This window comes from Cyclobacterium salsum (assembly GCF_010119245.1).
GTDB lineage: Bacteria > Bacteroidota > Bacteroidia > Cytophagales > Cyclobacteriaceae > Cyclobacterium > Cyclobacterium salsum.
This window is the reverse complement of sequence record NZ_WNKG01000013.1, coordinates 115,097-134,691: the sequence shown is the minus strand read 5'-3', so window position 1 is coordinate 134,691 and position 19,595 is coordinate 115,097. Positions and strand designations below refer to the sequence as shown.

At 45.5% G+C, this 19,595-nt stretch carries 9 protein-coding genes; 6 read left to right on the top strand and 3 right to left on the bottom strand.

Going from position 1 to position 19,595, the window contains the following annotated elements:
- Positions 1–211: 211 nt before the first annotated feature.
- Both GJS45_RS20480 and GJS45_RS20475 read right to left on the bottom strand, forming a co-directional pair.
- Positions 212–2,644 carry a TonB-dependent receptor plug domain-containing protein gene (locus GJS45_RS20480; RefSeq protein WP_162343733.1) on the bottom strand — a complete coding sequence of 811 codons (2,433 nt, stop codon included), beginning with the start codon at positions 2,642–2,644 and terminating at the stop codon, positions 212–214.
- Between the two features lie 186 nt (positions 2,645–2,830).
- Entirely contained in the window at positions 2,831–3,856 is a 1,026-nt protein-coding gene (locus GJS45_RS20475; protein ID WP_162343732.1) for a nucleoside hydrolase, read from the bottom strand.
- Between the two features lie 743 nt (positions 3,857–4,599).
- Between GJS45_RS20475 and GJS45_RS20470 the strand changes: the two genes are divergently transcribed.
- From GJS45_RS20470 to GJS45_RS20445, 6 genes are all read left to right on the top strand, one after another.
- Positions 4,600–6,510, top strand: a complete 1,911-nt coding sequence (locus tag GJS45_RS20470; protein WP_162343731.1) for a hypothetical protein — start codon at positions 4,600–4,602, stop codon at positions 6,508–6,510.
- Between the two features lie 2 nt (positions 6,511–6,512).
- Positions 6,513–7,658 carry a PKD domain-containing protein gene (locus GJS45_RS20465; protein ID WP_235954896.1) on the top strand — a complete coding sequence of 382 codons (1,146 nt, stop codon included), beginning with the start codon at positions 6,513–6,515 and terminating at the stop codon, positions 7,656–7,658.
- A 91-nt stretch (positions 7,659–7,749) separates the two neighbouring features.
- Positions 7,750–8,760: a Gfo/Idh/MocA family protein gene (locus GJS45_RS20460; protein WP_162343730.1), complete on the top strand. Its 1,011-nt coding sequence runs from the start codon at positions 7,750–7,752 to the stop codon at positions 8,758–8,760.
- Positions 8,761–8,767: 7 nt separating this feature from the next.
- Positions 8,768–9,802, top strand: a complete 1,035-nt coding sequence (locus tag GJS45_RS20455; protein ID WP_162343729.1) for a Gfo/Idh/MocA family protein — start codon at positions 8,768–8,770, stop codon at positions 9,800–9,802.
- A 69-nt stretch (positions 9,803–9,871) separates the two neighbouring features.
- Positions 9,872–16,327, top strand: a complete 6,456-nt coding sequence (locus GJS45_RS20450) for a PAS domain S-box protein (protein WP_162343728.1) — start codon at positions 9,872–9,874, stop codon at positions 16,325–16,327.
- On the top strand, positions 16,324–17,922 hold the full coding sequence (locus GJS45_RS20445; RefSeq protein ID WP_162343727.1) for an ATP-binding protein: 1,599 nt from the start codon (positions 16,324–16,326) through the stop codon (positions 17,920–17,922). The genes GJS45_RS20450 and GJS45_RS20445 overlap by 4 nt, the downstream gene beginning before the upstream one ends.
- Positions 17,923–18,067: 145 nt before the next feature.
- On the opposite strand, the gene GJS45_RS20440 is transcribed toward GJS45_RS20445, so the two are convergent.
- Positions 18,068–19,537, bottom strand: coding sequence for a Gfo/Idh/MocA family protein (locus GJS45_RS20440; RefSeq protein ID WP_162343726.1), 1,470 nt, complete (start codon positions 19,535–19,537; stop codon positions 18,068–18,070).
- Between the last annotated feature and the right edge of the window lie 58 nt (positions 19,538–19,595).

Here is a 19,595-nt window from a genome sequence, read left to right as displayed (position 1 = left end):
CGAGAGATTACGACCATCCGATTAGACACCATCTGCACCCTACCGATGACGTATTTATCAAATCGCTGAAAATCAATATATTAAAAATCCACATCGTCATCCCGATTTCTGCGTTTTTTAAAATGTTAATTCTCGCAGTGACGGCAACATCCTCACATCATCCCATCGAATCATTTCCCGCAGTTAGTTTGTCTCCGTTTTCCTTCGGCTCCTAATACACCTCCAACAGCAATTCTGCCTGGCCGACTTTTCCTTTTTCGGAAATGCCTTCTGCATTTACCCGGTATAAGGAGCTTCTATCAGCGGTGAAAAAGGTGACCTTAGCAATGCCCTTTTCATTGGTACGGACATTTGGGTTCCAATAGATGGTGCTTCTGAAATCAGGGATTTCCGAACTTGTATTTTCTCCGTATTTTGGTGAATAAAACTGCCTGGTTTTGCTGAAGCCTCCTATTCGTTGGACGATTATGTGATCTCCGGTTTCTGGTTCATCTATTTCGGTTGGCCCTCTTTGGGTAAATAGCGCAATTACGCCACCACTGCCTCTGCCGCCATAAATCGCCGTATTACCGGGGCTCTTTAGAATTTCAATTCTGCTGATATCATATTGATTAATGCTTTGCAGCATGCTTTCATCCACAGGTACCCCATCCAGCAAATACAGTGGTGTACCTTGTCCCCTGATTACCGCACTGAATTGGTTTGGACCGGATCGAACGACCTGGAGACCGGCAACCCTTCCCTGTAATACCTCCAGGATATTCCCGGAAGGGGCTGTAGGAAGTTGATCGGCCTCAATAGTCATGTCTGCATTCCGGTGCAAGGTAAAGGGCCGGGAGATTTCTGCCCTGCCTTCCACAACTACCTCTTCCAGTAATAGTTCTCCCAACTCCAAACTGCTAATATCGGTTTCAATTCCCTGAAACAAAGGCAGGCTCGGAGAAAAGTAGTCCCGGTTTATCCTAGCCGCAGCCGATTCGGTGGACCAATTTCCGGTCGCTTGTCCTTGCGGAAAATACACCTCGTCATCAATGTTTACATTTACATTGCGTGTTCTTCCGCGGGCATCGGTACCCTGGATCAACACATCAATGGAATCGTTGAAATGAAAGCCTTCAAAAACGAAATTTCCATTTTCATTGGTTTCGGAGGCAATAAATGTTTGGTATTTATCCTTTAAAAACAAAATGGCTTCTCCGTTCTGGATGGGGTCCCCATTGTCCTTTTGTAGGTTCCCGCTGATGCGGATGTCAAATTCTGGCGAATGGTCTATTGCTGGAAAATTACCTGCAAGGATATCTTTCCAGGCAAATCTCCTCCATCCCTGGGTCATCATCAGCAGGTCCAAGGCGGCATGGCGGTCTTCGTTTTCAGGGTTGAAATAATATCCCGGTGCTTCAATATACCCTTTTAAATCAGAGGTCAATAGCAGGTAAGACTGGATTTTCATGCCATCGCTTTCCCGGCTGGCCAACTGATCGTCGGTGACTGCCAGTGAAAAGGAAGTAGCTACCGGATTACCTTGCCGGTCTTTGGCTTCCATTTCAAGCATGACCTGCTCCCTGCTTAAGAATTGTTGCTGATTGGAGCTGATGGTCAGTTCTAATTGATCTGAATGGTCTACAAAAACCAACCGCTCGGCAAGGGGCTCACCTGTGGAGGTTGCCAGGGTGAACCTTACGATGCCGGTAGGAAATGCTGATTTGGGAATTTCCAATCGATTTTCCTCATTGGGGATCATACGAAATTCCTGGCTGTATCGTAATTGGTCTCCCACAATGCCTGTAAGCAATACGTTTTCACCCGCTGGATGGTTGGTGACGGTAGTAATTTCGATCCGCTCCCCCTGGGTTTCAAAGTTCATCCCATACCCTAATGGGGAAGCCTTTGGCAAGGGATATTCCCTCGTGGAACCATTTTCAAAAGTAACTTTCGCCAAATAGGATCGGGCATTGTCCGGAGTAATACGAAAGCTACCCATTCCCGCATGGGTTGAAGCGATGTCCGTCAATTTCAAACCGGTGTCATCGTATAGATCTCCTGTTACTTCAATCCCCTGACCACCAGGCCCGGTTGCCTTGAATGCCACTTTTCCGGTGATACCTGTTACCATTTCACCTCCTTCCGGGAAAAACTGAAAATCCGGGTCGGATCCGACCGGGGTATTCGGGGTTTTATCATTTGATTCCGGAGACCAGATGTAGATGGGTTTTTTGAAAAATTGCTCCTCACCAAAATTTTTCATCCAATTCGTGTAGGCAACCAGAGTATATGTTCCTTCCTGAAGATCGCCTGGAAGGGACAAATCTCCATTGGTTCTTCCCTCCTCCGTTTCAAGTGTGAGTTTTTTTACCAGCTCATTTTTATCATTGATCAAGTCTACGTATAGGATTTTACTTTTATCACTTGGGGTTAAATCGGAAGCATGGACCAGGTATGCGTTAAGCCATATGACTTCTCCCGTCATGTAGTACGGTTTGTCATGGTGAAGGTATACCTTTTCAGGAGCATAATTGATTCTCCAAACCGATAGATTGGTCTGGATTTTTTCCAGAACAGGGTTTTCAATCAACCCCATAGCTGAAAAACCCAAAACAATTAAAACGAACCCTACTACAGCCTTACTATTTTTGATCTTATTCATGGATGTGATGCTTCTATTTCGAATGCCGTTTACTGTTAGCCTCCCTGAAGTCAGGCGCTTTCTTAAGTGCTTCAATTATTGGGCCATAGCATATTTCCTGGGATAAAATCAACATTCGAAGGGAAGACGGAGGGAACCAATTGTAAATGAAACCATTCCCGGTACTTCCTAATTAGTGCACCCCGCTCATTCCATGGTATATTCACCGACTTTTTTGAACATATCTCCAAATATCCTGTCCCGATTCAAATAGGTGGCTACCCGGTAAAGGTGCCGGGTATGGTCAACGCTGTAGGTCAACTCATCGGTGAGTAGGGGAGTACTTCTGATTTCGGTATTAAACCAACCGGGGTTGATCACATAAGCTATGGCGGAGATGTCCCAAATCACCTTGGACCACCCAAATGGATTGCCTTTATGGTAATCTTTGAAAATCTCGACCAAATAGTCGCCGATTTCACCTTTTCCCTGCAGGTATGTTTCTATTTCAGCCACCGTCGTCAGAAGGTGGGAGGTAACGGGCTGGGTTGGTAGTTGGATAAGGGGGACCCCGGAATCAAAAAGAACCTGGGAAGCTATGGGGTCCTGCATCAGGTTAAATTCGGTGGCCGTTTTCCAATTCAGTCCTTTTCCACCCAACCAAACCACTACTATTTTATGGATGATCTCCGGTTCTAAAAGGATGGCGGAGGCTATGTTGGTCGGAGCTCCCAATGTAAGCACATACAAAGGACCATCCGAATTCATTGCTTTGCTAATTAAATCCTGGGCAGCCGGGCTTTCAATCGGGTTATCCAGGCTTTCAAGGAAGGCATCCGAACCCCGGTAAACAAAATTTTCCCGCTTCATGGCCAATTTATCCAACAGCCGCTCAATTTCCTCAAAGCTTTTTTCCATGCCGTCCTTGGGACTTTCAGAACGGTTATTGAGGTAAGGTGCCGCATAGATGGCCTGTACCTCCATTTGATCCGGTGAAAGCAACCCATAAACCACCGCAAACTGATCGTCAATCTCATTATACGTATCTGTATCTATCACCACCTGAACCTTACCCTGCGGAGGTTGCAACTGGCTCAGTCTGAACGGGTCGGTTAGGGAGGGGTAGTTTTGGGAAAACCCCTCTAAAGCAAAAAAGGATAGTGCCAGTACCAAAACAACATTATTTTTTAGACTGCCTGAACAAAATCCAAGTCGGTTATGGTGGTTTTTCATAGTAATAATTGGTTTGATGAAACGGATAGTTTGATTCAAGGTAATCTTTTTCAACAGGGAAAAGGTAGAAACAACAGGGCGATTTTCCAACGAATATCTTTATTGGTTGATCGTTATCTTGATCAATGACAACAAGTAAAATGTTTTAAGCCTCGGCACCTGTGGGATATAGGCCTGAGTTTGATTATAAAACCGTACGATTTGCTGGTATGATTACTTTTGGAAGCAATTAGGTATAAGCATTCATCCAAATCTCGGGTTCATTGGCAATCCATAAAACCATATAACCGGTTCGTATTGAACTTTCAGGTCCATTTCTACCATTACGTTGTGTTTTTGAATCCTGTTGGAACCATTGAAAGATCGAGACCGACTTGGCAGCAATCACCGTTCAGGATTTAGGATGAGTCAAGGTTTATTGCAGTAATCCAAAACATGCCAAATTCATCTTGACAAGGGTAGGAAGGCAAATGTTTTCGTATTTGACCTGTTTTTGCGGTGCAATTCAATGTGATTTCCGTCCTTAAATCCCCCAGCCCCTTTAAGGGGGATTTGCTGAAACGGACAGTTGCTGCGGAAGTTGAAAAATGCAATTGGGCTGAATGACGGTAAGGTTATTAAATTCCGTAAAGCCGGACGCGTACAAAAGCCCTCCGCCGCGTCGGAGGGCAGTAGGGATTTTTGCGTAATATCATTTTATTTTAAATGCATATTTTATTATATTCCAATCCCAAATAACCTATATGATGAATCGTTTTCTAAGCGCTGGCTTGTGGATTATTTTATTGCTCGTGTCACCTGATGCTTTTCCCCAATCGGACACTACTTTTCTTAAAACCGTCCCCTATCATACTCCGGCACCTCCACCGGAATGGGCCCTATTACAAAGGCAATTAATGGATGCGCTCTATCCGGCAGCCATGGAATTTGTAGAAAAATATACGTATCCGGATGGCAGCTTGATATGGCGGGATGAATGGCCGGGAATGGATGGATCGGATGATGGCTATGAAAGTTTTTACAATTTTCCCTTGTATTATGCCCTGGGAGGTCCGGTGGAAATGGACAAGCTTTCCAGAAAATTATGGGAGGGTGTAACCCGGCAATTTACCGAATATGGTCAGATCGTTAATGAATTTGATGCCGGCTACGACTGGATGCATCATGGAGAGGCCTATACCAACTTTTACTTTTTTGGTTTGGCAGATCCCACGGATAGAAAAATGAGGGAAAGGGCATTGAAGTTTGCAGCTTTATACTTTGATGATGGGACTGAAAACTCCAATTTTGACAGTGAGTTGAAAATCATCCGCTCCCCATTAAATGGAAGCCGGGGTCCCAGGATGGTCAATACCGCTGAAGATTGGGTTACCCATAGGCCTATCCTTTCCAATTACCCCCTTCCTTACGATGATATTCCCCATGTCACCACAGGAAAAGACTGGAACAACGACGAAAAATTCGCTTATATCCTGGAAGCGTTAAACGAAAGAATGATGAAAGGCGATGTACCGCTGAACCTGGCGGCTACCAGCTTGATGTTAAACGCCTTCATGTATACAGGGGATGAAAAATACAAAAAATGGGTGCTGGAGTATGTACAAGCCTGGATGGATCGGGTAGAAAAAAACGGGGGCATCATTCCGGATAATGTGGGATTGTCCGGCCAGATTGGCGAACACATGGATGGCAATTGGTGGGGAGGTTATTATGGTTGGAAGTGGCCTCATGGGGTCCGGAATAAACTGGAGGCTACCACCATTGGAGCTTCCAATGCGTACCTGGTATCAGGCGATGACCGTTACCTGGAATTGCCCAATTCTGTCATTGAAGCCATCAGCCGGGAAGCCAGAGAGGAGGATGGTAAAAAGCTTTTGCCCCATCGGTACGATCAAAGAGGCTGGTACGATTACAGACCCTTGCAAGCCATGTACCCCACCCATATTTGGTACATGTCCAGAAAAGAAAAGGACTGGGCAAGGGTAAAAGAATTGTTGGATCCGGATGAAATGTTGCAGCTAAATTACGTGAAAGGAAAAGGGGAGGAACGGAATACGGCGACCTGGTTGGGGTATTTGGAAGGAGAGGTGCCCAACTATCCGGTTGATATCCTAAAGGCCACCTATCAGGAAATGCAAAACCGATTGGAAAAGATCAGAAAGGATACCTCTACTCCGGATCAACAGGACGTTCATCATTGGCTGAATCTCAATCCGGTAATTCTGGAAGGCATCGTGCAAACCATGCTCGGAGCTCCCAATCACATTTACCATGGTGGGCTACTCCATACCTCTGTCCGGTACTTTGATCCGGAGAATCAGCGGTCGGGAATACCTGCGGATATGGCTGCCCTGGTGGAACAAATTACGGAAGCGGGAGTTTCCCTCACCCTGGTCAATCTTCACCCTACCGAAACCAAAAAGGTCATCGTGCAGGGAGGCATGTTTGGGGAACACCATATCCAAAGGGTGAATCAGATTGAAATTTATCCTTATCAATTTGATACCGTGGACCATGCATTTTTCCAGGCGGAGCTTGGACCCGGATCGGTGGTAAAGCTGGAAATAGAAATGTCCCGCTTTAGAAATCCACCCAGCTATGCCTTCCCCTGGCATGGGAATGAGATTCCGGTTGTAGATAAAACATATGACTAAGGATGGATTCGAGAAACCGATGGCGTTTTGGTTTGATGTGGAGCATGCTGTTATTCAGTGCTCCATTGGTCTGGTCTCAGGAAGCCAGCGAAGGATCCTATGCGACCGCCAGGGAGGGCAGGGTATTTAAGATTTATCAGTTTTCACCTGAAACCATGCCGCATATAGACGGTAAAGCGGGTGATTGGGAAAGGGTTCCCGATTCCTACACCTATGGCACCTCATTACTAAAGGATACCGAAGATGGGCATGGGACTAAGATTGACACTACCGACATCGATGTTCGAGTAAAGGTAGGATGGGTCAAAGGCATGAACCGGCTTTATTTTTTATACGAGGCCTATGACGATTTTTGGGATTTTGAACGTTTTAATCCGAAAGGATACCTCAATGACATTTTTGAAATTGTGGTAGACGGTGATTTTTCAGGCGGGCCTTTTATTTATAATCCACTGCTGCCGGAAGCCAGAAAGTGGGGGAATCATCCAGCTCATATCCAAAATCACCTGGAATTCAGTGGCTATCACGCCCAAAATTACCATATTTTCACACCTCCGGTCAACGGAAGCTGGGTGCTGATTTGGGGTTCCCAGCCCTGGATTGGAGCTTTTCCCCATGCCCACCAGGCCTATGGTTTTGATTTCAAACAGGGGGAATCCGGAAAGTTAACCCTGGAATTTTGGATTACGCCATATGACCTTGCCCCCTATGAGGGACCGGAGCTGGCAGTGGAATCGAAATTTTATGAAGACAAGGTAATCGGTTTGTCCTGGTCCGTTTTGGATTTTGATGGGGAAGGCAGAGAGGGACATTACAATTTATCCCACGACACCCGAATGGTATCGGATGCGTCCTATTTGTGCGCCTTTCGGTTGATGCCCCTGGAAAAGGATCAATTGCCGGACATCAAAGCGGACTGGACCTTTGAGTTGGTGAAAAATAGAGTAAGAACGGTTGCTTTTAAAGATGCCTCGGTAGGTGAAATTGATGCATGGTATTGGGATTTTGGAAACGGTGATTATTCCAGGGAGCAACATCCTATTTACCAATATCCTGAATCCGGAGTGCATTACAATGTTTCGCTGGAAGTATCGGGTGCAGCGGGAAAGGATAGGAAAACCCGTTTTTGGGAGGTAATGGTTCCTTAAAAATCGATGTTGGGTTAGATTTAGCCGTAAAAAAAAATCTACTGGGATTATCGGTGCCCACATTTAAAAACTTTTTCCTAAGTTTAGCCCCATGAAGAAGATTGAAGGTAAAGAAGTCAAATGGGGCGTACTTGGTGTGGGGGATGTCTGTGAGAAGAAAAGTGCACCCGCCATGCAAAAGGTAAAAGGTTCCCGCTTAGTGGCGGTCATGCGTCGGGATGGGGAAAAGGCAGCGGATTATGCTCGAAGACATGGGGTCTCCAAATGGTATGATGATGCCCAAAAACTGATCAACGATCCGGATGTCAATGCGATCTACATCGCCACCCCACCTTATGCCCATCTGGAATTGACTAAACAGGCGGCAGCAGCGGGGAAGCCGGTTTATGTTGAAAAGCCCATGGCCCGGAATTACCAGGAATGCAACGAAATGATCCGGGTGTGTCAGGCGGCTGAAGTGCCGCTATTTGTTGCCTATTACCGGCGAACCTTGCCTAATTTTCTGAAGGTAAAAGAATTGGTGGAGGCTGGAGAAATCGGAGAAGTCCGCTATGTAAACATTACCATCAACCAACCCCGGCATCCAGACATGAAGGAGGACACGGCAGCCAACTGGCGCATTGATCCCGAAGTAGCCGGAGGCGGTTACTTTTACGATTTGGGTTCTCATCAACTGGATTACCTTGATTTTTTGTTTGGCCCTATAGCCGAAGTCAGTGGAATTGCTAGCAATCAGGCGGGCGAATACCCGGCAGAAGACATCGTATTGGCTAATTTTAAGTTTGAAAGTGGGGTGTTGGGCAGTGGAAACTGGTGTTTTACCACGGGAAAATCATCCAAAAAGGACGAAATCAAGGTTATTGGTACGGCTGGAGAAATCCGTTTTCCCTGTTTTTGGGGAACGTCGGTTACCCTACGTAAAGACGGTAAAGAAGCGCAGGAATTTACGTTTGACATGCCTGAAAATATTCAGTATTTTCTGATTCAATCGATTGTAGAAGAACTATTGGGCAAGGAAAATGCCAGCCCAAGTACGGGAGAGACCGCTGCACGAACCAATTGGGTGATGGAAGAAATGACGAAGAATTATTATAAAAAATAAGAACAAGATGACTCAAAACAGACCTTTAGGATTTGGAATTATCGGAACGGGAGCGATTGCCGGAATGCATGCGGAAGCCATCAATGCCTGTGAAGATAGTAACTTGATAGCGGTATGCAGTTCCAGTCCGGAACGTGCCCAAAAGGCAGCTGCGAAATTTAACGTACCAGCCGATGCGGATCGCAAGGCTTTTCTTTCCCGAAAAGAGGTGGATGTGGTTTGTATTTGCACCCACAGCGGCAATCACTTGGAGCCTGCCCTGGAGGCCGCCCGGGCAGGTAAGCATGTTTTGCTTGAAAAGCCCATAGAAGTAAATCTGGAGCGGGCCGATGCCCTGATAAAAGCCTGCAAGGACGCAGGGGTTACATTGGGGGTTATCTTTCAGAACCGGCTTAAGCCGGGTTACCTGAAATTAAAAGAGGCCGTTCAATCGGGGAAATTAGGTAAGTTATTGATGGGCACGGCGGCCATAAATTGGTATCGAGAGCCTTCGTATTACAGTAGTAGTTCCTGGAAGGGAACCAAAGAGGGCGATGGAGGAGCTGCGTTGATTAATCAAGGGGTGCATACCATTGATTTGTTGTTGGACATTATGGGAGATGCCGATGCTGTATTTGGTCAGGTGCGGACCATGGTGCATGCGATTGAGGGGGAAGATACCGGAACAGCGATTGTGAATTTCAAAAGCGGTGCCCTTGGAACCATTACGGGGGGCACTTCCTTGTATCCGGGCAACCCGGAGCGCCTTGAAATTTATGGAGAGAAGGGAACCATCATTCTGGAAGGTGGAAAAATAGTGGTGTACGCGATCAAGGGGGAATCATCCGATAATGCTTCCCAAACCGATATGGGAGGTAGCGGGGCTTCCGACCCCATGGCGATTGACTATAAATTGCATCAGGGGCAAATAAAAGACATGGTGGAGGCCATACGGAAAGACCGTCCTCCCATGGTAACCGGTGAGGATGCCCGGCGATCGCTGGAATTAATTTTGGGGATTTACCGCTCGTCTGCTGAGAACAAATTGGTGAAGTTAAAGTAAAATCGTCTTTTATAGTGTACATTTATCGCCTGGTGATCTGATAAATGGGTAACCGTTTTTTTAGTTTTTATGGGGTCAAAGGAACAGCAACATGTAGAGGGGGTTTTAGCAGCTTATGGACTATTAAACCATAAGCCTGAGGAGGATTTTGATGCCATCTCTCAATTAGCCAGTGTTTTATTCGATGCCCCCATATCCCTTCTTACCGTTTTAACGGAAAAAAAGCAATATTTCAAGTCTCGAATAGGAATTGAACGTACGGAAACAGCGATTGTAGATTCTTTTTGCAGGTTCTCAGTGCAAACGCCGGATGAGGTGATGGTAGTAGCGGATGCCAGGATGGACCCTCGATTTAGTGATAATCCGTTGGTCACCGGCGATCCAAAAATTGTTTTTTACGCCGGGGTTCCGATTTTTACCCCCGAAGGCCATCCCATAGGAGCGCTTTGCGTCATTGACCATAAGCCACGAAAAGTATCGCCGGAAAAACTAGCTGCGTTGAAAGCACTCGGGACTCAGGTTAAGCGCATACTGGAACTGCGGAAAAGTCATCAGGAACTAGAGAAATCCAGTGACCGGCTTCAAAATGAAACCCGCCGCCTTTCGAATATATTAGAGGCCACACGGGTGGGCACCTGGGAGTGGGATATGGTGACCGATAAGGTGGCGATTAATGAACGGTATGCAGAAATGGCGGGATATACCAAAGAAGAATTAACGCCATTTTCCATGGAAACATGGTATTCCCTTGTTCATCCGGAAGATCGCAATGTGTCGGATAAAATTTTAGAAGAGTGCTTTGAAAAAAAGCGGGATTTTTACAACACAGAATGCCGTTTGATTCACAAGGAAGGCCATTTGATCTGGATCAATGACAGGGGGAAGGTGACCAAATGGTCTGCTGAAGGTAAGCCACTGATGATGTCCGGTACCCATACCGATATCACCGATAGGAAAAACAGGGAAATTCAATTTCAATCCATTTCTGACAATATACCTGGGGTTGTATACCGGTACCGCAGGTATCCTGATGGCGAGGATGCGCTGGAATTGGTCAGCAACGGGGCTTCGCGCCTGTGGGGTGTTACTCGGGAACGGGCAATGAAAAATAACCAGGTAATTTGGGATCGCTATCACCGGGAGGATTTGAAATCCCATTTGGAAACGATCGCGGAATCTGCAAAAAAGCTGAGTTTTTGGACCCACGAGTGGCGCTACCATCACCCAGATGGGAGTATCCGCTGGCATAAAGGTACGGGAAACCCAAGCAAATTGAAAGACGGCAGTATTGTCTGGGATGCAGTGATCCTGGATATTACCAAACGAAAGGAAGCAGAAATAAATCTTGAAAAAACATTCGATTCGCTTCGGGAGCGGATTAAAGAACAGGAGTGCTTATATCGAATAACCCGGTTAAGTAATTCCCTATCGGAGTGGCAGTCACTACTGGAACAGGCGGTGGAGATACTTCCGACTGGTTGGCAGTATCCCGAACATGCCATGGCGACCATTCATTATGGAGAGAGGCATTTTTCTAGTTCCGGGTTTACCTCTTTTTCGATGTCGCTGAATGCATCATACACAACTATCAAGGGGAAAAAGCTTTCCCTGAAGGTGGGGTATCCAATTGGTTTTCAGACAACTGAAAAGGATTCTTTTTTAAAGGAGGAAGTCCGGCTATTGGATACACTGGTTGCCCATTTGGGGGCGGCCATCGATCAATTAATCGCAGAAGAATCGATAAAGGCTTCCAATGACAGGGTGAATACCCTGGTTCGGAATATTAACGGCATATTTTGGGAAGCAGATTTTCAAGCTAATTCCATGGAGTTTATTAGTCCTCAGGTAATAGATATTCTGGGCTATACGGTGGAGGAATGGATGGAATCGAAAGATTTCTGGGAGGAACATATCCATGAGGACGATAGGGAGGAGATTTTCGCTATAGCCTTCGAAAAGATTCAGGCAGGTGAGGATTACACCCTTGAATACCGGATGCAAGCTAAAGATGGAAAGTGGGTATGGTTAAATGATCTGGTTCAGGTAGAAAAAATTAATGGAAAGGGAACGTATCTCAGGGGTCTTATGGTGGACATTACTGAGCGGAAATCGGCTGAAGAGGCACTTGAGAAGAGTGAGAAACGATTTAAAGCCCTGGTACAAGAGGGATCCGATTTAACCGCTATTTTAGCCTATGATTCGGAGTACCTGTACGTAAGTCCCAATTACGAGCAACATGTAGGTTACGAAGAAAAGGAAATTCTAGGAACCAAAGCCAGCGATAAATTTCACCCGGATGATCGGGAGAGGGTCATTGCTGAATTTAGGGATTTGGACCAAAAAAAGCGGATAAAATGCAGTCCTTACCGGTATAAACGGAAGGATGGCTCCTGGTGCTGGTTGCAAAGTGTGGCAACGGATCTTTCCGATGATCCGGTAGTGGGAGGAATCGTGGTGAATAGTGTGGAAATTACGGAATTGATTGAGGCACAGGAGCGACTGCAGAAAAGCGAGGCAAGGTACCGGGGATTTTATGAATCCCAGACCAATTTTGTCATCAGGACCGACCTGGAAGGGAACTATACCTATGTAAATAAAAAATTTATAGCGGATTTTGGATGGATTTATCCGGATGGGAACATTATCGGAAAAAGTTGCATGCCTTCCATCTGTGAATATGACCAGCAAAGGGTGATTGATATCGTGGAAAAATGCCTGGCCCTTCCGGAAAAAATTTTTAAAATTGAGATCGATAAGCCTAAGCAGGGGGGAGGTACGGTCACTACCCTATGGGATTTTATAGGTATGGTGGACGGGCAGGGGAATCCTCAGGAAATCCAATGCATGGGCATTGATATCAGCGAGCGGATCGAATTCGAAAGAGAGCTCAAGAAGAATAATGAGCGGTACGAGTATGTAAACAGAGTCACCAAAGATGATATTTACGAATGGGATATAGTGGCCGATGAATTTCAATGGGGAGAGGGTTTTTACCGAATTTTTGGTTTTGAAAAGGGAGAGCAAATTGGAAAAATCTCCGACTGGCCGACATTTATGCATCCCATAGATGCCGAAAGCAACAAGGAAGATTGGGATTATTTTTTAGCTGATCCGGATCAAAACCGTTGGCATAAAGAGTTTCGCTTTCGTCATAAACGCGGTGGCTACTTGTATACAGAGGAGATCGGGCATCTGATTCGGGATGAATCAGGAAGACCCGTTCGAATGATTGGTGTATTGCGGGATGTTTCGGAAGTAAAAAAAGCGTCGCTTCTACGGGAAATGGAATATGAAGTTTCCAGTTTCTTCAAAAGTGAAGTCAGCCTAAATGAAACTCTTTTCGGCGTTTTGGCCTATTTATCCCGCTACGGTGGGTATGCGGGTGGAGAAATCTGGATGGTGGGGATCAGGGGCAAACAGATTAATTTGGTTCAGAGCTATTGGCAAAATGATAAACTGGCTCAACTAGCTGGGAATACCGGTTCTTTCTCTTATGGAAGCGGACTTCCTGGTAAGATATGGCAAGATGGTATCCTTCAGGTTTTCGAAAATTTATCAAACGTTTCATCCTTTAGCCGTCAAAAGCTGCTCACTTCGGGAAATTTGAAGGAAGCTGCTGGCATTCCGCTCTTTCAAAAAGATGAAGTGGTAGGTGTGGTGTTGCTCTTTGGAGAGAAACAAAGTGAGGACGTTTTGACCGATAGCCAGGTGTTTCATCCCCTGGGAGCATTTTTGGGAGCGGAGATCCGGCGGAAACAGCAGGAAGAAGAAATGAAGTTGTTATTCGAAAGCGCACCGGAAATTCTGGCCATCACAGATCCCGATGGGTATTTCGTCAAGGTTAATCCTGCTTTTTGCGAGCTGTTGGGCTATTCCTCCGAAGAATTGGTTTCCAGGCCTTTTACTGATTTTGTTCATCCCGAAGACCTGGTAAAAACGAAAAGTGAGATACCGGAAATTTTTTCGAGCGAACGAAAATCCCGGAATTTTGTAAACCGCTACCGTACCTATTCAGGAGCTGTTCGATGGATCTCCTGGAATTCTTCCGAAGTTTTTGGCGAAGAAGGATTGGTTTTTTCCTATGGCCACGATATTACCGAGATGGTGGAATTGCAGGAATTGCTGGACAATGCTACCCAACTTTCCCGGGTAGGAAGTTGGGAGATCGATTTGAATAATAATAAATTGTTTCTCTCATCGACTTCCAGGGAAATTTACGAACTGCCGGAGGATCAATTTCCCACCGTCGAAGAAGCGATCCATTTTTATCGTCCGGATGTCCGGGAATTTTTAACAGAGACCATCAATGAAACCATTCAAACCGGTAATCCATGGGATGTCCAACTTCCTCTAATTACCTACACGGGGAACGAAAAATGGGTAAGAAGTATAGGAAAAGCGGAGTATGAAGACGGCAAATGTAGGCGATTGTTTGGATCCTTTCAGGATATTCACAAGCAAAAAACCAATGAAATTCAACTTACCAAAAATAACCGCTTATTGGAAGTGATTTCCAGGGTGATTGGCAAGTTCTTATTGGTGGAAGATTGGAGCCAGGTATTGAATGAGGTCTTGGAACTAACGGGAAAGGCCATCAGTGTTGATCGGGTGTATTTTTTTCAACGTCACCTGCACCCCATTCATGGGAAGCCGGTAATCAGTCAAACAGCTGAATGGTCCAGGAAAGGAATACCTTCGCAACTTCATAATCCGGATCTCCAAAACATGACGCTGGAGGATTACCCTGAAATATATCAACGGCTCCAAAACGGAGAACCTTTCGCAAGTACCCGGAGGGATTTGCCAGCTGGTAAACTAAAAGACATACTGGAGTCCCAGGGGATTGTCTCTACATTGGGCATGCCAGTCACAATAGATAATGAGTTAAATGGATTGTTGGGATTTGACGATTGCGCCAAAGAACGGAGCTGGTCTGAAAATGAATGGTCCTTTTTGCAAACCATTGCCTCCAATCTTTCCTCGGCCATCCAGCGAAGAAACAGCCAACTGGCACTACAGCAATCCTTTGAAGAAAAAAATGCCATTTTAGAGAGTATTGGGGAAGCTTTTTTTGCGTTGGATAAAGATTGGAAAATCCGCTATTGGAACCATCGGGCAGAGCAGCTTATGGGCTTAAACCGATCCAGTCTTTTGGGACTGGTGTTGTTCGAAGTATTTCCGGACATAAAGAAATATAAATTTAAAAGGCAATACCTTGATGCCCTGGCCACGCAGTCTCCGCTTCATATTGAAGAGTATTTTGAACCTTTGAATAGCTGGCTGGAGGTAAATGCCTATCCCTCAGATGGTGGCTTGAGTGTATTTGTCAAAGATATTACGAAAGAGAAAATAGCTTCTGAAAATGTCCGCCAATCGAACGAGCGATTTGAAAAAATTGCCGAAGCGACCAACGACGCCATTTGGGATTTCGATGTCGAAAATAATCGGTTATTTTGGGGTAAAGGCTTCAGTACCTTATTTGGCTATGATCTGGATTCCCTTACACCTACCTTGGATCTTTTGGTGGAATTCATTCACCCGGATGATCGGGAAAAGGTGGCCGGCAAAATTCGGCAATTTTTTAAAAGTGAAACGCTTACGAGCTGGTTTGAGGAGTACCGATTTTTGCAAAAAGACGGATTTTATGCTTTTGTAATGGACAGGGCCGTATTTATCCGAAATCAGGAAGGTCAGGTTACCCGCGTGGTCGGTGCCATGACGGACATTACTTACAGAAAGGAATACGAAGAGTCATTGGAAGCCCTCAACCAACAGATGGCCGTCCATGCGAAAGACCTGGAACGGTCCAACCTGGAACTGGAACAATTTGCCTATGTGGCCTCCCATGACCTACAGGAACCGTTGCGGATGGTCAGTAGTTTTATGGGGCTTTTGGAACGTAAATACGGGCCCGAACTGGACGAAAAGGCCCATCAATACATTCGTTTTGCCATTGATGGAGCGAAACGAATGCGTCAGATTATTTTGGACCTGTTGGAGTTTTCAAGAATTGGAAAACATGAGGACAGTTTGAAGCTGATTTCTACCAAGCAATTGGTGGATGAGGTTTGTGTTTTGCAAAAAAGAATGATTAGGGAAGCCAAGGCGCAGGTATTTTACGGAGAGCTTCCCTCAGTGGTTTCCTATCGGGCACCACTCATGCAAGTGTTTCAAAACCTGATTGGAAACGCTCTAAAATACACCCGGGCCGATACTCCTCCCCGAATAGCCATTCATGCCGAGGCGGAAGGAGATTTCTGGAAATTCTCCGTCGAGGACAACGGGATCGGAATTGATCCCGTCTATCACGAAAAAATCTTTATTATTTTCAATCGGCTTCATACCGACAAAGAATTTGCAGGCACGGGAATGGGGCTGGCGATTGTGAAGAAAATCATTGAAAATTTGGGGGGTACGATAGGGGTGAATTCCACTATTGGGAGCGGGAGCACCTTTTATTTTACCATACCCCGGACCGTAAGTTCATTGGACGGAAATAGGCTGGAAAACGAGAAGGAGAGATGAGGTGGAGAAGTTTTAGCCGACCGATGTTGAGTGGTATCATTGCCTTTATCGGCACGTTGCTAGTGACCTTTATTATTAGTTACCGCGTCTATGTTGTCGGAAAGCGTAGTGAACTATTTTTGGTCAGAGAACAGGCTATAACCATAAAGGAAAAAATCCAAAACTCTCTAAAATACAGTGTTAGTTCTACGAGATTACTAGCATTTTTAGTGGAAAAAGATTTGGTGGCATCCGATTTCGAATCGTTGGCAGGGCAAATTTTGGCAGAGAACCACTCAATAGATGCGTTGCAGTTGGTAGAGGGGGGAGTGATTGTAAAAACCTTTCCGCTGGCAGGTAACGAGGCCGCTATTGGGTTGAACTTGATGGATGAGCTGCATCATCGAAGGGCTGCCGAAAAAGCAAAAGCCAGAAACAGCCTGTTTTTTGAAGGACCTTTTGCGCTGAAGCAGGGAGGTATGGGGTTGGTTGGTAGACTACCGGTTTATAGGCAGGGTAAGTTTTGGGGTTTTTCAGCGGTGGTAATCCAATTGGAAAATTGGATTGAAAATTTGCAACTGGTTCAGGATAGTTCCAGGGAGTTATACAGTATTCAACTGGCTAAAATCAATGATGACGGATCTGAAACGTATTTTTCTTTTTCTGGTAACGAAATCCCGACAAATGGTCTTTTTCAAAAAACCTATATTGAGGAAGGTGATTGGAATCTTTACGTCAGCCTGAATAGACCGAAACATTTACAGGAAGCGGGACTGTTTTTTATTTTTGGACTGATTTTTTCTGGCCTTTTGGGGGGATTTGTTTACCAAAAAACGGCGGAACCCATCAAACTTAAGCGGTTGGTATCGGATAAAACGAAGGATCTTGAGGTGCTGAATCATAAATTGGAAAATCGTGCAAAGGAGTTAAGCAGGTCCAACCAGGAACTCGAACAGTTTGCCTATATCGCTTCTCATGATTTGCAGGAACCCTTACGCATGATCAGTAGCTTTCTTACCTTACTTGAAAAAAGATATGCTCCGAAACTGGATGACAGGGCACGAAAATACATTTATTACGCTGTTGATGGCTCCCACCGAATGCGGCAAATCATTTTGGGACTTTTAGAATTCAGCCGGGTTGGAAAAAATGAAGGAACACGGGAGAACGTGGATCTTAACAAGGTGGTGGAGGAGGTTAGGTTAGTTTTTGGAAACCGAATTAAGAACCTGGATGCATCGGTCCAGGTATCGACGTTACCAGTAGTACAGGGATATTATCTTCCGTTGATTCAGGTTTTTCAAAATCTCGTGGGCAATGCATTGAAATACCATTCCAAAGGCAGAAGACCGGAAATTCAATTAACAGCAGCGGAAGAAGGAGCATTTTGGAAAATTTCCATAAAGGATAATGGAATTGGTATCGGTCCCGAAAATTTTGATCGAATATTTGATATTTTTATCAGGGTTCAGCGTAAAGAGGAATACGAAGGAACGGGGATCGGACTGGCTACTGTAAAAAAAACCATCGAAAGATGGGGAGGAAGGGTAGGAGTAGAATCCCAGGTGGGGGTTGGATCCATCTTTTATTTTACCATTCCCAAAAGTGCAGGTTAATGCATAATAACCTGATTTCGACTTATATACTTACCAATGATGGCGTTGATTTTGTCAATAGGTACCTAGCGATATCGAAAAGGACATGAAAAAAACCCTGAAGGCTTGCTCCAGGGTTTGGTATAGGTAGAGATAGGATCCGAATTTATACTTGCGGTAGCTCGAAGCCTTCCCGATAATATTTGCTGACAAATTGATTGGCAGGCTCGAAATTGGTTACTTTCATGTTTTTTCCGTCCCAAAGCAACTTAATTCCTCTTCCTGGATAGTTGTATCCATCACCTTCGGCTTGTGGTTCCCGGTAGTCGTAGCTTCGAATGGCCAGATTTCCCATCAGAACGGATTCTGTTAAAGGTCCGGCGATGGAAAAGGGAGAACTTAGTTCCCTGTATTCCTTACTGCCATGTCCGGCAATACAAGCATTAACCCACTGGGCGTAATGGCCACCAATACCCCCTTCTACCCGGGGCAGCGTAGGCGCAACGTTTATGCTTTCATTAATAGAGGTCGGCAATAATTTTGGATCAATTCCATAGGTGGAGCAAACCATCTTTCCACGGGTACCTTCTATGATTACTCCGTTTCCATTATCTCCCAATTGTTCGTTAGCGCCAAGTTCCTCCGGTCGGCTCGGTTGAATACCTCCATCCATCCAATGGAATTCGAGGTCTTTTCCAGTAGGCATTTTAAACCTCAAGGTGATATGAGAAGAAGGAGGGCAACTTTTTGGGAAATACCCTCGCGTAAATTCGCCGGTGTATACCGACCCTACGCTACATTCTGCTTCCGTCGGGTAGCCCAGATCCAGCGTCCGGAATGCTGGTTCCATGAGGTGACAGGCCATATCACCTAAGGCTCCTGTTCCAAATTCCCACCATCCTCTCCAGTTAAAAGGATGCAGGTTTTCTACATACCCTTTCTTCTCAGCAGTTCCCAGCCACAGATCCCATTCCAGGTTCTTAGGGGCTTTTTTTCCGGATTCGCCAGGCCAGGGAACTCCCTGAGGCCAAACCGGCCGGTTGGTCCAAACATGTACCTTCGTCGCCTCTCCAATTAATCCTGCAGCGTACCATTCTCTCATTTGCCTGACACCATCTCCGGAAGCACCCTGATTTCCCATTTGAGTAACCAGTTTGTACTCCTCTGCAGCTTCGGTCAGCATCCGCGCCTCTTGGATCGTATGGGTAAGTGGTTTTTGAACGTACACGTGCTTGCCCATTTTCATCGCGGCAAGTGCCTGAACGGCATGGTTATGATCTGGAGTCGAAACAGATACCGCATCAATGGAATCGCCTTCTTTTTCCAGCATGACCCTGAAATCATTGTAAAAATTTGCCTTGGGATAGGCTTCTATGCTTCTGGAAGCCCTTTCCGGATCCACATCGCATAAGGCCACAATGTCTGCATTGCCACTTTCATAAAAACTGCGAAGATCGCTCTGCCCTTTACCTCCGGCCCCGATTCCGGCTATCCGAAGCTTATCGCTGGGGGCTTTGAATCCAGGTCCTCCCAGAACATGACGCGGAACAATGTAGAATCCGGCAGCTGCAGTGGTAGCTGTTTTTAGGAAATTCCTTCGGGAATTAGCCTCATTGGGCATATTGTCTTTTTTCATTAGTTATTTTTTGATTAAACGAATGGTCTAAAATAAAAATTATTTATGAAACATTTTA

Bases quoted from the DNA above. Each gene is read 5' to 3' on its own strand.
- GJS45_RS20480 (WP_162343733.1), bottom strand. From the start codon at position 2,644: ATGAATAAGATCAAAAATAGTAAGGCTGTAGTAGGGTTCGTTTTAATT.
- GJS45_RS20475 (WP_162343732.1), bottom strand. From the start codon at position 3,856: ATGAAAAACCACCATAACCGACTTGGATTTTGTTCAGGCAGTCTAAAA.
- GJS45_RS20470 (WP_162343731.1), top strand. From the start codon at position 4,600: ATGATGAATCGTTTTCTAAGCGCTGGCTTGTGGATTATTTTATTGCTC.
- GJS45_RS20465 (WP_235954896.1), top strand. From the start codon at position 6,513: ATGGATTCGAGAAACCGATGGCGTTTTGGTTTGATGTGGAGCATGCTG.
- GJS45_RS20460 (WP_162343730.1), top strand. From the start codon at position 7,750: ATGAAGAAGATTGAAGGTAAAGAAGTCAAATGGGGCGTACTTGGTGTG.
- GJS45_RS20455 (WP_162343729.1), top strand. From the start codon at position 8,768: ATGACTCAAAACAGACCTTTAGGATTTGGAATTATCGGAACGGGAGCG.
- GJS45_RS20450 (WP_162343728.1), top strand. From the start codon at position 9,872: ATGGGGTCAAAGGAACAGCAACATGTAGAGGGGGTTTTAGCAGCTTAT.
- GJS45_RS20445 (WP_162343727.1), top strand. From the start codon at position 16,324: ATGAGGTGGAGAAGTTTTAGCCGACCGATGTTGAGTGGTATCATTGCC.
- GJS45_RS20440 (WP_162343726.1), bottom strand. From the start codon at position 19,537: ATGAAAAAAGACAATATGCCCAATGAGGCTAATTCCCGAAGGAATTTC.